The sequence below is a fragment of the Cutibacterium sp. LaCa_286 genome (assembly GCF_057198075.1).
Genome location: NZ_CP191091.1, coordinates 1,953,974 through 1,968,906, shown reverse-complemented (window position 1 = coordinate 1,968,906; position 14,933 = coordinate 1,953,974). Strand labels below are relative to the sequence as shown.

10 protein-coding genes are annotated in these 14,933 nt (G+C 65.8%); 5 read left to right on the top strand and 5 right to left on the bottom strand.

All coding sequences use genetic code 11. The features are described 5' to 3' along the window. Nucleotides 1-195: 195 nt before the first annotated feature. Nucleotides 196-744 carry a LytR C-terminal domain-containing protein gene (locus ACP8JZ_RS08590; RefSeq protein WP_484482413.1) on the bottom strand — a complete coding sequence of 183 codons (549 nt, stop codon included), beginning with the start codon at nt 742-744 and terminating at the stop codon, nt 196-198. Nucleotides 745-753: 9 nt separating this feature from the next. Continuing rightward, nucleotides 754-1,047: a type II toxin-antitoxin system VapB family antitoxin gene (locus ACP8JZ_RS08585; RefSeq protein WP_021105191.1), complete on the bottom strand. Its 294-nt coding sequence runs from the start codon at nt 1,045-1,047 to the stop codon at nt 754-756. 800 nt (nt 1,048-1,847) lie between these two features. On the opposite strand from ACP8JZ_RS08585, the gene ACP8JZ_RS08580 reads away from it, so the two are divergent. From ACP8JZ_RS08580 to ACP8JZ_RS08560, 5 genes are all read left to right on the top strand, one after another. Further along, nucleotides 1,848-2,852 carry a photosystem reaction center subunit H gene (locus ACP8JZ_RS08580; protein ID WP_306517844.1) on the top strand — a complete coding sequence of 335 codons (1,005 nt, stop codon included), beginning with the start codon at nt 1,848-1,850 and terminating at the stop codon, nt 2,850-2,852. A 496-nt stretch (nt 2,853-3,348) separates the two neighbouring features. Then, nucleotides 3,349-4,701 (top strand): tryptophan synthase subunit beta, encoded by a 1,353-nt coding sequence (gene trpB, locus ACP8JZ_RS08575; RefSeq protein WP_306517843.1) that lies wholly within the window; start codon nt 3,349-3,351, stop codon nt 4,699-4,701. Between the two features lie 40 nt (nt 4,702-4,741). Beyond that, nucleotides 4,742-5,809, top strand: coding sequence for a hypothetical protein (locus ACP8JZ_RS08570; RefSeq protein ID WP_484482412.1), 1,068 nt, complete (start codon nt 4,742-4,744; stop codon nt 5,807-5,809). 337 nt (nt 5,810-6,146) lie between these two features. Continuing rightward, nucleotides 6,147-7,391 (top strand): alpha/beta fold hydrolase, encoded by a 1,245-nt coding sequence (locus ACP8JZ_RS08565; protein WP_484482411.1) that lies wholly within the window; start codon nt 6,147-6,149, stop codon nt 7,389-7,391. 30 nt (nt 7,392-7,421) lie between these two features. Beyond that, complete coding sequence (locus ACP8JZ_RS08560; RefSeq protein WP_323458977.1) at nt 7,422-8,858, top strand: MATE family efflux transporter; 1,437 nt, start codon at nt 7,422-7,424, stop codon at nt 8,856-8,858. Nucleotides 8,859-9,339: 481 nt separating this feature from the next. Here ACP8JZ_RS08560 and hutH read toward each other — a convergent pair whose 3' ends face one another. The 3 genes from hutH to ACP8JZ_RS08545 all read right to left on the bottom strand — a co-directional run bounded on the left by hutH (nt 9,340) and on the right by ACP8JZ_RS08545 (nt 14,710). Next, nucleotides 9,340-10,866 (bottom strand): histidine ammonia-lyase, encoded by a 1,527-nt coding sequence (gene hutH / locus ACP8JZ_RS08555; protein WP_484482410.1) that lies wholly within the window; start codon nt 10,864-10,866, stop codon nt 9,340-9,342. 1,262 nt (nt 10,867-12,128) lie between these two features. Beyond that, on the bottom strand, nt 12,129-13,409 hold the full coding sequence (hutI, locus tag ACP8JZ_RS08550; RefSeq protein WP_484482409.1) for an imidazolonepropionase: 1,281 nt from the start codon (nt 13,407-13,409) through the stop codon (nt 12,129-12,131). After that, entirely contained in the window at nt 13,406-14,710 is a 1,305-nt protein-coding gene (locus ACP8JZ_RS08545) for a formimidoylglutamate deiminase (protein WP_484482408.1), read from the bottom strand. The genes hutI and ACP8JZ_RS08545 overlap by 4 nt, the downstream gene beginning before the upstream one ends. Nucleotides 14,711-14,933: the final 223 nt, after the last annotated feature.

Sequence of the window (14,933 nt, the reverse complement as noted above, 5' to 3'; positions counted from 1 at the left end):
GGATCACCCCTGAACCTCTTGCCGTCGGGACGGCCAGGTGTGGGAAGTTGTGCTCCACTCACCTGGTCATGGGCCAGAGCCAATCGGGCATGCGCCGGGTGGCGGCGAATGTGTCTGGTCTCTTGCGGCAGAAGTGCGAGTTCCAGACCCAGGTGGTGTCCAGATCCAGCTGGTTCGGGGGACTGGCAGGCCCGGTCAGCCTTCCTCGGACGGAGTGGCGCTGGGCGAGGCGAGGCCTTCAGCAGGCGGCAGGCAGACTGGACCGGCCACCGAGATCGAGGTGGCTGCCTTGGCATTGAACCCGCCGAATTCGCTGCCGACGAGGACTCGCACGGCATGGTCGGGGCGATCAGGATCGGCGCGGAACATCGCCTTGGGGAAGAACGCCGCGATGAGCTTCACCTGTGGATCGTCCTTGGAGTGCCCGACGATGATCGTCTGCTTGATGCGCTCGTCGGTGTTGCTGACCTCACCCTCCTGAAAACCCTTCTGGGTGAGTTGCTTGCTCACCTTGCCGGCCAGACCGCGTTCGTGGCTCCCATTGAACACGGACACGACGACGTCGGAGGACTTGAGGGTGCCGCCGACGTCGGTGGACACGCACGGCGGAATCTTCGCGCTGGGTGGGGGAGCGGTGAGTGCCCGCATACCCAGTTTGGCGGCCACCAGAAGAATGGCGACGAGGATGAGCAACGTGATGGGTGTTGCCACCAGACGGAAGACGTGACGGGCTTTCGAGCTCATGGGCGCGAATCAGTCCAGGTCGAGAATGCGTGCGTGCAGGGTCTGACGCTGCTGCAGGGCGGCGCGCAGTGCGCGGTGCAGACCATCCTCCAGGTAGAGCTCACCGCGCCACGACACGACATGTGCGAAGAGGTCGCCATAGAAGGTGGAATCCTCCTCGAGCAGATTGTCGAGATCCAGGGTGCTCTTGGTCGTGGTCAGCTGGTCGAGTCGCACCTGCACCGGCGGAATCTCGGACCACTGCTTCTGGGTGTAGCCATGGTCCGGGTAGGGGCGCCTGTCACCAACTCGTTTGAAGATCACATCGTCATTCTACCGGTATCTGTCCAACACTCACGTCTGCCGGGTGATCTGTGCCGGGATGTCGGCGGATCACGATTCAGAATGGGCTCGAGATCTGCTGTCATGACGGCGTGTCCATCGCCGGAAGGAACTCTCGACAAGCACTGCTCAAGGAACATCCGGTGGGCCATCCGTGCTCAGGGTGTATCCGTTGGGGCCATCAGTGGTCAAGGTGCATCCGTTGGGGCCATCCGGCACCCCTTCTGTGAGTAGTCACCTCCCGTGAGCTTTGGCGTGAGCATTTTTGCGGCATCCATGGGCGGGGTGACGATTTTTCACAGGTGGGCAGACGTCGGGTCACCGTGCTGATGATCCTGTCGGAACCCATACTCCGCCAGAGCCCGTTCAGAACCCATCACCAGAACAGAACCCACCATCAGAGTGGGCTCCAGCCGGAATCAGGTCGGGCCTCAGTCGGAATTAGATTGCGTCCCAGTCGGCCACCCGATCGGGCCCCTCCAGCCACCCGGTCGGGTCTCATCTTGGCTCGAGGTCGGGCTCCGGGCATTGGGTCTCGTCCTGGTATCGAATCCCGCCCTGGTATCGAGTCGAGCTCCGGGCATCGGGCCGGGCCATCCTGATATCGCCGGGGTGTGCGAAAAATGTCGCCAGGTCGACGGCGAGGGCACCGGAGTGACGATTGTGCAGCGATGTTGACTTTTTTCGGCGCGCTAGATCGCCGTCATGGGGGTTGACGTGACACAGTGAAGACGAAAACTGTCGGTTGAGCGGCCGAACCAGGCCCGACGAGAGGAATGCGCATGGACATCAGTGCCATGGATCCGGGGAATCTCCGTGAGCTGTTCGATGCTGACGTTGTCGACAGTGCTGGGGTCAAGGTGGGCACCGTCGAGCAGATTTTTGCCGACGACTCCACTGGGGCGGCAACTTTCATCACCGTCATCAACGAGTCTGGTGAGCAGCACTTCGTCCCAGCCCACGAGGGCCGGTACGTCGAGGAGACGGTGAGCATGCCCTACGACAGGCAGCTCATGATGGCTGCACCGGTGGCGCACACCGACGAGGACCTCAGCCCCTCGTCGGAGGAGGAGATCCGGCGTCACTACGGCCTGCTGCAGGGCGATTCCGATGAACCACACAATGGGGTCGACACGTCCAGTGAGGCGCACCAGACCGGCCACGACGAGGACGGCCCGGACGCTGAGCAGCCCTTCAACAGCGTCGACGAGGAGCCTCCCGCGCAGAGCTCAAAGGACGAGGCCGATGAGGTTCCGCCGCGGGTGTTCACCCCGTACGATTTCGTCGTGCCGGGTACCGTACCGTCGGCCACGTCCGGGGCTGCTGACGACGATGAGCCCGAGGACACCGATGAGGACGAGACCGAATCCCACGATGAGCAGCTCGCCAGCACTGAGCAGCAGGACGGCCAGGCTGATTCATCGGTGGAGGCCGCGCAGCGTGCGGTGCTCGGGCTCCCGGCCGAGGCACAGCTGCGCAAGTACGTCGTCACCGAGATGGTGACGGTGCAGGTGCCAGTTCAAGTGCCGGTGCGTCGTGAGGTCGTCTGCTGGCAGGACGCTGACGGCAAGGTGCATGAGCTCGACACCGTCGACGCACCTGAGCCTGATGCCGATCAGGGTGAACGGTCCGTGGGCGAGCAGACCGAGGACGACGGTGATGCGCCGGATGACTCCGGCGTCTCCGATGATTCCAGGGGCGAGGTCGACTACGAGGACCGTGCCTATGTGCGCGACGCCCCCAACTGGGACATCACGATCAACAGCGACGGTCCGGCGAAGGGCTGAGCACTGTTCCAGACGGATCCCTCCCGCGCAGGCCAGCAGCTGGGGATCCGCACGGTACTGGACGCAACGGGTCCGTAGCGCCGCGAGTGGGGATCGAGTACCCACCGGTTTGCCAGTGCCAGCACCCGGGGATGGCCACGTCCAGGCAATTGCCCGGGCACAGTGGCAGGAGTGGTTTTTGTGCAATCCTGGGCAACGGGAGCCGTGGTTCTGGGCACTCGGGAGTTCTGATCGGGTCGTCGTAGGCAGCTCCTCAGAAGATGCGGATCGGGGGCCAGCATGCAGACCGAGAGAGCAGGCGTCTCACCATGTGGATCAGGGGTTTCCGTTTCGACAGACACAGGTTATGGTTTCAGCCATGAAGTTCAATGCACGGCAGTGGTGGTCCGCCTGAGGGCGGATCTTGTCGTGCACTGAGAAAAGTACCGAGCCGCCCCATTCTGGGCGGCTCGACCTGTGTCTGCGGCCCCCGGACCCTTTTTCCGAGGAGACCCCCATGACCACCATCGACACCGCCAATGCCTGCTGCGCTGCCAATGCCGGTGACACCGCACCGGTGACCGACGCCGTCCCGCGCACCATCGCCGAGGCCTGCGACGTCGTCACCACCCCACACCTCACGCTGCCCGCCGACGGAGTCTTCGGTGGCTATGGCGGCAGTGTTCTGCCCGCTGCCCTGGAGAGGCCGATGGCCGAGGTGGCCCAGGCATATGACGAGGCCCGCAACGACCCCGAGTTCTACGCCGAGTACCTGCGTCTGCTGCGTGAGTTCGTCGGACGTCCGTCATCCCTCACCTTCGCCGACCGACTCTCCCAGGAGCTCGGTGGGGCACGGATCGTCCTCAAGCGTGAGGACCTCAACCACACCGGCTCCCACAAGATCAACCACTGCCTCGGAGAGGCCCTGCTCGCCAAACGCATGGGCAAGTCGACCGTCATCGCCGAGACCGGTGCGGGTCAGCACGGCGTCGCACTGGCCACCGCAGCCGCGCTGCTCGGGCTGAAATGCGAGATTCACATGGGTGCCATCGACGTCGCCAAGCAGCACCCCAATGTCGTGCGCATGAAGATGCTGGGGGCCAAGGTCGTCGCCGTGGAGACCGGCGGACGTTCCCTCAAGGAAGCCGTCGATTCCGCATTCGAGGTCTACGCCCACAACTGCGATGACCACCTGTACGCTATCGGCTCGGTCGTCGGCCCGCATCCATTCCCATCGATGGTGCGCGACTTCCAGACGGTCATCGGACGCGAGGCGCGCGCCCAACTGCTTGCCGCCCGCGGGGCGCTCCCGGCTGCAGTCGTCGCCTGTGTGGGCGGCGGCTCGAACGCCATGGGTGCCTTCACCGCCTTTCTGGACGACGCGGACGTGCGACTCATTGGCGTCGAGCCGGCCGGACGCGGCCAGCAGCGCGGTGAGCACGCCATGAGCATCGCCAAGGGTGCCGACGCCGTCCTGCACGGTATGCGCACCAAGGTGCTCGTCGACGACCAGGGCGAGCCGGACGCCGTCCACTCGATCGCCTCCGGGTTGGACTACCCCGGCGTGGGACCGCAGCATGCCTATTTCGACCAGGTCGGGCGGGTCGAGTACGTGGGGATCACCGACGACCAAGTGCTCGACGCCTTCCTCCGCCTCAGCCGTACCGAGGGGATCATCCCGGCTCTGGAGTCGGCGCACGCCGTTGCTCATGCGATGGCCATGGCTCCGACGATGCCGCGTGACTCCTACCTGTTGGTCAATCTTTCCGGTCGTGGGGACAAGGACATGGATCACGTCGCCGAGCAGCTCGGTATGGGTGGAGAGCCCGACACAGTTGCAGACGCACCGGCAGCGAGCTTGAATGTCTGACAGGGGTGTTCGATCCCCTGAACCCGTGGAAGGATTTCGTATGAAGCAGCTCAAGGCGCGCAGAAGTGTGGGAGTGGCGACTGCACTGTCCCTCTCCCTGCTCGGTTCACTGTCGTGCGCGGCCGTAGCCAGCGCCGATGAGGGCCCGGACCCCGCGACCACCACATCCGTGTCCGCTTCGCCCGAGGCCGAGAGCACCACACCGTTGCTGCCGCTTGGCGAGTCGCCCAGCGCCGAGCGCACCACCGAGCTGTTCCCCCACAGCGAATCGTCCACCACCATCAAGCCCCCCAGCAGCAACGCATCGCCCGATCTGCCGGCCGGCAACGACGACGTCACTGGTGCCGGGCATGGCACCGATGACTCAGAGGACGGTGAGGTTGCCGACGGCGACGTCAACGTCTCCCTCTCGGCAGGTGGCGGCGACTTCCAGGCGGGCAAGGACGTCAAGGTGGATCGGTCCAACCTCACCGTGCAGGTGAACTACGACCTCCTCTCGCCCAACAAGGGCGACCGAAGCGTCAAGCGTGTGTTCAGCGGCTCCGTGGCCTGGCAGATCGTTCCGGCGGGGACGAATCCCGACAAGGGCCACGACCCCCGGGCCGTGGCTTGGGGGGATGCCCGGATCAACGAGACCGGCAAGGGATCGGTGGACGTGAGCCTCGCCCGACTGACTCCCGGCAAGCACTATGACCTCGTCATCGATTTCACCGGCGACTGCGCCGTGGACCGGGGTGACGGTACCCTCCACATGTCGGTGCACTACGACAAGCGTGTCACGGTGCGCGGCCTGCACCGTACGAAGGACTTCCGTCTCAGGCACCTTCACCTGGACGGGGACTCCCACGTGGGGCGGGGTGACGGTCTGCACCTCAAGGGGCTCCCACTTTTTGATGGTCACCCCCTGAAGCATCTTCATTTCAGTGGAAAGTCCCATTTGGAATTGGATGGAAACGCCCATCGCGAGAAAGACTTCAAGCTTCCGGAGCTCAACCTCAAGACCTCGTTCGGAGGCGGGGCCGAGGTGTCGCCCAGTGGCCAGGCCAGTGTGGGCAGAGACGCGACGCCTGCTGCCAAGGGGCAAGGCCTGCCTGCTACCGGTTTCTGATTCATCCGAGGTAGGGGATCAGAATGACCAGGCCGTTCTGAGCTCTGCCGATTGCCCGGGCCGCATCCACACGGGGTGCGGCCCCTTTTCCATGTCGTGTGCCATGTCGTGCGGAGCCAGCCCCCACCTGCACGGATGCGGTCTCGGGGTGAGGTCGGAGGTGCACTGCGGGACACCACTGACGAGCCCCACATGGTGCGGCAACAGTGCGGCGGCGTCCGAACTCGTCGGCCCCCACACCGGGACAGCATGATTTCCACGACGGTCACGATTCCCACGCAGATATCGGGAAATGGCCGCCCCCTCGCCGCCCGATGCAAACAACTAGAGTCGAGCCATGAGCGATACGAGCATCCCCGGCCTGCTGACCGACGACGTGCGGCTGACCGTCCCCCTCGACCACTTCGACGACTCCGACCCTCGCACCATCGAGATCTACGCCCGACTGGTCTCCACCTGGCACAACCAGGACAAACCGTGGCTCGTCTTCCTGCAGGGCGGGCCAGGCTGTGAGTCCCCACGCCCCACCCTCGTCGACCCCGGATTTCCCGGCTGGCTGCGTCGTGCCTTGAACGACTACCGCCTCGTCCTGCTCGACCAGCGCGGCACCGGGTTGTCGTCGCCAGTGAGTGAACCGGTCGGTTCGGCAGCAGACCAGGCCGAGTATCTCACCCACCTGCGAGCCGACGAGATCGTCGAGGACTGTGAGGATCTGCGCCGCCACCTGGGCGTCGAGCAGTGGGCAGCGCTCGGTCAGTCGTTCGGCGGATTCACCATGCTGCGTTACCTCTCGGTGCACTCGCGATCCCTGCTGGCTGGCTACTTCACCGGTGGGCTGTCGGCCGTCGGCCGCAGCGCCGACGAGATCTACACCACCTGCTACCACACCATGCGGGCCAAGTCCGAGCAGTACTACCGGCGCTTCCCCGGTGACCGGGACCGGATGCGCGCCGTCCTCGACCTTGCCGCCAGCGGTGAACTGCGCACCCCCAACGGCGACCCGGTGGGCCCGTCACGGGTGCGCTCCCTGGGCCATCTGCTCGGTGGATCCGGTGGGGCCGAGAAACTGCACTACCTGCTGGAGTACGAGCCCACCAGCCGCTGCTTCCGCTACGACCTGGCAGACCTGCTGCCGTTCGGCGGACGCAACGTGCTCTACACCGTCATCCACGAATCCTCCTACGCCGACGGCGTCACGACGAACTGGGCCGCTGCCCGCTGTCTTCCGCAGGCCTTCCGCGACGACCCCACCCTGCTCACCGGTGAACACGTCATGCCCGAGTGGTTCGACGAGGACTCCTCGTTGCAGCCGTGGAAGGACGTCGCCCAGATCATCGCCGAGCACCCCTGGCCCACGTTGTACGACGCTGACGCCCTGGCCGCCAGCCAGGTGCCGTGCGCCGCTGCGATCTACCATGACGACGCCTACGTACCACGGGAATACTCCCTGCAGACCGCGGCGTTGTTGCCCGGGATGCACCCGTGGGTGACCAGCCAGTACGAGCACAACGGATCCAACGCCTCCGGCGGAGGCGTGCTGGATCGGCTCATCAAACTGGTCCACGGCGACATCGTCCGCTGAGCCTTCCCCCCGAACCCTGCCCCTGGAGCCATGATCGAGAAGAAACCTCTCAACGAGCCGCTGCTGCCCCCAGGCGTCGACGACACCAGTTCCCCCGACCCCCAGGTCGTCAAGGCCCGCGCCCTGGCCGACCCCAGGGCGTTGCGCAGGCGCATCATCTTCCTGAGCCTGCCGATCTTCGGTGAGAACCTGCTCGAGATGAGCCTGGACATCGTCAACACCATTCTGGTGGCGGCGCTGGGGGCGGCGGCCCTGGCCGGTGCTGGTGCCGCGATCCAGATCATGCAGATCGTGCTCTCGGCGCTGGCTGGGCTGTCCACCGGCGGCTCCATCCTCGTCGCCCACGCGGTGGGTGCCGACAATCCGGCCGAGGGCACCCGGCTGGCCCGGCAGGCACTCATGTGGAGTTTCATCATCTTCACCCCGATGGCAGTCATGGGAGTGATCCTCGCCCCCGGCCTGGCGGGAATTTTCGGTCTGCCGCCCGACGCCACGGCCATGACGGCCAGCTACCTGTCGGTCTCGCTGGGAGCCGTGCCGGTGCTCGCCATGCTCATGATGTCCAGCGGGGTGCTGCGCGGTGCTGGTGATGCCCGCACCCCGATGTACGTGACGATCGGTGCCAACGTCGTCAACATGACGCTTGCATTCGTGCTCATCCACGGGCACTGGGGAGCTCCCGAGCTCGGCGTCACCGGGGCCGCCATCGCCTCGGCGATCTCGCGCACCCTGGCCCTCGTCGTGCTGGTGTGGCTCATGGCCCGTGGTCGAGCCGGGGTGAGCCTCAGCCGTCCGGTGGGCACCATCATCGTGTCCTGGAAACCGCGCTGGGACGCGGCCAAGGCCATCTTGCACCTGGGGCTGCCCGCAGCTGGGGAGCAGCTCGTCATCTCCACGGCATGGCTGGTGTTCACCATGGTCGTCTCGCGGCTGGGCACCGCCTCCATGGCTGCCCAGCGGGTGCAGATGAGCGTGCAAGGCCTCGTCTTCCTCCCGGCCCTGGCCCTCATGATCGCCACGACCACCTTGGTCGGGCAGGCCTTGGGTGCTGGACGCCCGGCGCTGGCTCGTCAGGTGGCAGGGCGTACCGAGCGGTGGGCCTTCGGGGTTGCCGTCATGCTCGGCGTCCTCGTGGCGATCTTCGCCAAGCCGCTGGTTCACGTCTTCACCACCGACCCGGTCGTCGTCGACATTGCCGTGCGCACCCTACCGGTGATGATGCTTGCCCAGCCGTTCTGGGCGTTCACCATCCAGAACTCCGGTGCGTTGCGTGCCATGCGTGCCCCGATGAGCCCGCTCATCGTCGAGGCGATATCCAACTGGACGGTCGTCGTCATCGCGTGGATCATCGTCTCTGCCGGTGGTGGGTTGACGGCGGCGTGGTTCTCGTTCGTCATCATGGCCGCCCCCACCAGCCTCGCCATGATGTGGCGCAAGCGGGTGGAGGCGCAGCGGCTCGCGGTGTGACGGATGGGCCTGGCTGCAGGGGGAGTCTGGTGGGCGCGGCTCGGCTACATTGCCCGGCGCAACCCCGCCTGCTGCATGAACAGCGGCCCGCCCTGGCCAGGCTGGTGCCATCGGCTGGTGCGGGCGATGCCCCATCTGGGCGATGGGCACCAACCTTGTGATGATCCACGGGATTCCCGGGCCGGATCGAATGTCGGGCAGTGGCCGGACGCCGGTCGGCAGTCTGAGCCCGGTGTTGCCCCCCGGACCTTCAGAGATGGTTACCCGAATTGCGTATCGCGGCTGCCAAGCTCGTCCCCGGAAGCGGCCACAGCTAGCCGTCTGGCGGCCTGGACGCGGTGTCATTCGGACCACGTGGAAGTGGCTGTCAGATGGTGTGCTGCAGTTGCCGGGGCTCGTCAGCGCCGGCAACCTCGTCGATCGAATCGATGGTGACAGTCACTGTGCCTTCTGGCAGCCCGTGTCTCGGACCGCACACAGATCAGTTCAGTTCGACGGACTCCCGAGCTGCTGCGACCAGCTTGCCGTTGGCCACCAGACGATCCGCCTCGGCGATGTCCGGGGCCAGGAATGAGTCTGGTCCGGGTTCGGGCAGGGACTCACGCATGAGCTTGATGACCCGAGCAACCGGTTCGGAGGCTCCGATACCACGCATGTCGATGGCTCGAGCCGCTGTGAGCGCCTCGACACCCAGCACCTTGCCCAGGCCATCCACCGCACGACGCAGCTTGCGTGCCGCCGACCACCCCAGCGAGACGTGGTCCTCCTGCATGGCGGACGTGGGGATGGAATCGGCCGAGGCGGGCACTGCGAGTCGCTTGAGTTCCGAGACGATCGACGCCTGGGTGTACTGGGCGATCATGTAGCCCGAGTCGACGCCCGGGTCGTTGGCCAGGAAGGCGTTGAGACCACGGCTGCGGGCCGGGTCAAGCATTCGGTCGGTGCGGCGCTCACTCATGGACGCCAGATCCGCCACCGCGATCGCCAGGAAGTCCAGCACATAGGCCACCGGGGCGCCATGGAAGTTGCCGTTGGACTCCACCTGAAGGTCGTCGGTGACAGCCGGGTTGTCGATGGCCGAGACGAGCTCCACCTGTGCCACGTGGGCGGCGTGCGCCATGGTGTCACGCACCGCGCCGGTGACCTGCGGGGCGCAGCGCAGCGAGTACGCGTCCTGCACTCGCTTGGACTCCTCACTCTTGCCAGCCTGGATGAGAGGTGAGTCCTTGAGCAGCGCGGCGATGTTGGCTGCCGACAGTTTCTGCCCCTCGTGTGGGCGCAGTGCCTGCAGATCGGGGGCGAAGACAGCGTCGATGCCGCACAGCGCCTGCACCGTCATGGCGGTGGTGAGGTCGGCCGTCGTCACCAGGGTGTCGAGGTCGGTCAGGGCCAGGATGAGCTGACCGAGCATACCGTCGGTTCCGTTGATGAGAGCCAACCCCTCCTTCTCACGCAGGGTGATTGGCTCGAGGCCGGCCGCTGCCAGGGCGTCGGCAGCCGACATCTGGGTACCAGCCTTGTCTCGCACGATTCCCTCGCCGGTGAGGGCCAGGGCGGCGTGGGCCAGGGGTGCCAGATCACCCGAGCAGCCCAGCGATCCATACTCGCCCGTGATGGGGGTGATTCCGGCGTTGAGCATCGCTGCGTAGCCCAACACCACCTCGCGGCGTACCCCGGTGTGGCCCGAAGCCATCGTCTTGAGACGCAGCAGCATCATGGCACGGATCACTTCACGCTCCACCTCGGCGCCGGTGGAGGCCGCATGGGAACGGATGAGGGAGTGTTGCAGGATGGCCCGCTGCTCCACTGGCACTCGCTTGGAGGCCAGGGCTCCGAATCCGGTGGATATCCCATAGTGCGGGACGACGTCATCCGCCAATTGGGCGACGTGGTCGGCAGCTCGGTCGACAGCGGTCAAGGCCTGCTCACTCACCTCGACCGGCTCGTCGTGGCGTGCGACGGCAATGACATCGGCGAAGGTGAGATCGGGTCCGATGAGAACGGGCATGAGAACCTCCTGGGTGATGGCACGCCAACACTGGCGAGCCTGGTGACACGAATTGACGGTAACCGACGAGGGGCGGTCGAGGTGGCTGTTTCGTCGAGCGAGTGGTTGGGGTGACAAAAATGTCACGTGAGGGGGCTCAGGACACCTGCAGTGCAGCCACCGGTCGTTAGATGACAAAAATGTCGCGTGGGGCTGGTGGGGAGCACTGTGGTGCGGCCACCGGCTGCGTGGTGACAGAAATCGTCGCGAACTTTGGCCCGGGCCCCACGCCGGAATCGGGCGACATCGTCTGGGGGCAATCTCAATGGATGTGGAGGCTCCTAGTGTGAGGCGGGGGTCCCGACTGTCCGCCCTGCAGGTTGAGCTGTCCTGTGGGGCTTTTGTGTGTGGGGGTGGGGCCCTGGCGAGTGGGGGAGTGCGAAAAATGTCAGGTGACGGCCCGGCCGGTCACGGTGGTGTGGTTGTCATTCGTTGGGTGACAAAAATGTCACACGAGGCTTGTGAGGGGCACTGTCGTGCGGCCACAAGCTTGGTGGTGACAGAAATATCGCGTGGAGCTGGGGAGGATCACCGTGGTGCGGCTACAGGCGGTGGGGTGACAGAAATTGTCGCGAGCCGGGGTCTGGTGAGGCGGGGATGTTGGGCCGGCTGTTGAAAAATGTCAGGCTGCGTTGCGACTGGTCACTGTGGTGGGCGGTGGTTGGGCTGGCGACAAAAATGTCACGTGGAGCTGGGGAGGATCACCGTGGTGCTGGTGTCGATGTGAGGATGGCAAAAATCGTCAGATCGGATCCGGGCGCGCACATGAGGCTAAGGGGCGGCCCCCTCTCTGTGGTTGTGAGAAAAGTCGCGCGAGGCTGGGAGTCATCACTGTGGTGCAGCCACAGGCCTTGTGGCGACAAAATTGTCGTGAGCCAGGGCCTGGTGAGGACGGGGATGTTGAGCTGGCCGTTGAAAAATGTCAGGTAGAGGTGCGGGTGGCTTCCCCTGTGCGGTTGTGGTTGGGGTGGTGACAAAAGTGTCACGCGAGGCTGGGGCGGATCACTGTCGTGCGGCCACCGGCTGCGTGGTGACAAAAATGTCAGCAGGAGCGGGTGCAGTAGCTGCAGCGTGTGGTGGGCATGGGGCGTTCCGGTGAGGCATCCGCGCCGATGAGGTCTTGCGCCGCGGAATCAGACGGAATCAGATGATGAAAGCCCTGGCACCCGACCATGGCGAGGACTGGGCGCTGGAGGAGAAGCTCTCCTCCAGCGCCCAGCGATTCAGAACGGGAGCGGGACCGCCCCCATCTGATGGCACACACCTCGCCGCCACACTTGGCTGATGAGTGGTACCCCGGGGCGGTAGAACAGGTGCAGCCAACTGGGTGCGGCAACGGACACCAGATCGGCACGGGTCCCCGGTCGCACCACGCCCACATCGCCACGGCGCAGCGCTGCCGCGCCACCGGCAGTGGCCGACCACAGGGCCTGCTCGGGGGTCATGGACATCTCGCGCACCGCGACCGCCAGGCAGAATGGCATCGACGAGGTGAACGCCGTCCCCGGGTTGCAGTCGGTGGCCAGTGCGACCGTCGCCCCGGCCCTCAACAACCGGCTCGCATCCGGGTAGGGCTGACGAGTGCTGAACTCGGCCGCGGGCAGCACGGTTGCCACAGTGTGTGAATCGGCGATGGCCGAGACGTCCGTGTCGGAGAGGAAGGTGCAGTGGTCGATCGAGGCCACCCCGAGTTCCACGGCGTCAGCAATGATCGACGACGGATTGAGCTGGGCAGCGTGCAACCGCATCCCGAGCCCAGCCCGTTTGCCAGTCCGCAGCACCTGCAGGGACTGCTCGGCGTCGAAGGCGCCCTTCTCGCAGAACACGTCGATCCACGAGACGTGCTCACGTACCGCATCCAACATGGGCCCGCAGACCAGATCAACGTACTCGTCGGCGCTGTGTTCCGGGGGCACGGTGTGGGCACCCAGGAATGTCACCTCGTCGACGGTCTCGGCGAGAATGCGTGCCATCCGCACCTCCGTGTCGACGTCCAGACCGTAGCCGGTCTTGCCCTCCACCGTCGTCGTGCCCTGCCGGAGCATCTCGTTCACCACGGCGGTGACCATGGCGTGCAGATCCGCGTCGCTGGCGGCTCGGGTGGCCGTCATGGTGCGCCTGACCCCGCCTCCGTCGTACTTCTCACCGTTCATGCGGGCGTCGAACTCGTCGGCCCGGTCCCCGGCGAACACCGGGTGGGTGTGGGAGTCGACGAACCCCGGGATGAGGGTCTGCCCGCCCAGATCGACGGCGTTATCGGCAGCCGGAGCATGATCGGCAGGCCCCACCCAGGCGATTCGACCCTCTTCGATGACGACCGCCGCGTCGTGCAGTTGACCCAGCGGGTCGGCGTCGTGCGAGACGATGTGCCCGTTGACCGGGCCGGCCGGAGCCGCAGTGGAGGCCTCGTCCACTCCAGGGCCAGGGTGACCATCATCGTAACCGTCCTGCACGTGCGGGTCATTGGTGACGAGGGTGCCGATTCCGGTGATGAGGGTGCTCACGAATCCTCCTTGAACAGGGTGTGCAGTGCGCTGCGCAGCGTTGCGGGGGAGTGCGAGGGCACCCGCTGCCCGGCGACGATCGTCGCAGTGACGTCAGCCTCGGACGCGGTGAGTGGCCAACGCAGCGGGTCCACCCCGGCCAGTCGAGCCGAGTCGGGGGAGATCGCCACCATGTCGGCCGGGTCGCCCACCCGTAGCCCGGGGCGTTGTGGGTCGACTGCTGCCAGCTCGGGCAGCACACTGTGCACCTGTGCGCCGCTGCCCCACAACCGCTCATTGCTCACCACGCCACGCCGACCGCTGCTCAGTCGGACCCCAGACTCGATCATGCGCAACTCGGCGAATGGATCAGTGACGACGTTCTCATCCGAACCAATCGCCAACGGCACCCCGGCGGCCACGAGATCGGCGGTGCGGGGGATGCCGTCGGCCAGATCGGCCTCGGTGGTGGGGCACAGCGACACCGTGGTGCCGGTGTGGGCGATCATGGCGAGATCTTCGTCGGACAGGTGAGTGGCGTGGACGACGGTGGTGCGAGCCGAGAGCACCCCGGCCCGCTCCAGTACGGTGGTCGGCGTGAGCCCGGTCGCCTCCTGGCAGGCCCGGTTCTCGGCTGGCTGTTCCGAGACGTGCACGTGCACCGGCACATCGGCGGGCAGGCCTGCAATGGCGTGGTGCAGCTCGTCGAGGGCCACGGCACGCACCGAGTGCAGGGCCGCCCCCAGTCGCACTCGCGGATCGGCAGGCAGGGCGTCGGCCAGCTCGTGCCACCGCTGCAACCAGGCCTCCACTGAACCGTCCCCGAACCGCTTCTGGCCAGCCTCCAGAGGCTGCCCGAAGCCACCGTGCAGGTAGCAGGTGTCCAACAGGGTGAGCCGGATCCCGGCCTGCCGGGCGGCCTCGGCCACTGCGAGCTCCATCTCGTGATGTGGGTAGCGCGACCCGTCCGGGCGATGGTGCAGGTAGTGAAACTCGCCGACGCTGGTGTAGCCGGCGTCCAACATCTCACCGAACACCCCGAGTGCGAGCTCATGGTAGCGGTCGGGATCCAGCCGTTCGGCGACCTGGTACATCGTCGTGCGCCAGTTCCAGAAGTCCTCGCCGTGGGCTCCGCCACGCAGCGCGCGGTGGAACAGGTGGGAATGGGTGTTGACGAATCCCGGCACGACGACCCCGTCGACATCTGGCGGGCTCGTCGGCTGCTCGGCGGATGAAATTTTCGTGACGACCCCGTCGGTGACCTCGATGGCGACGTCACGGCGGAACGTGCCATCAACCAGTGCACTGCGGCACGTGATCATGCGATCAGCTCCTTCACGGATTCAGTCCTCGTGTGGCCGTCCCCTCCGAGAGGACGACGAATACGTTACGTGCGATTCGGACGTCATGCGTGTCCGTGCTCCCAACATTCATGACGGGCGGTGTCACCGAGTTCCTGCTTGGGGACCGGGTCCCGTGTGATCCGGTCTTCTCCCAGTAGAACCTGCTGGTGTGCTTTGCGTCCACGCATGCTCACCCCGGGCT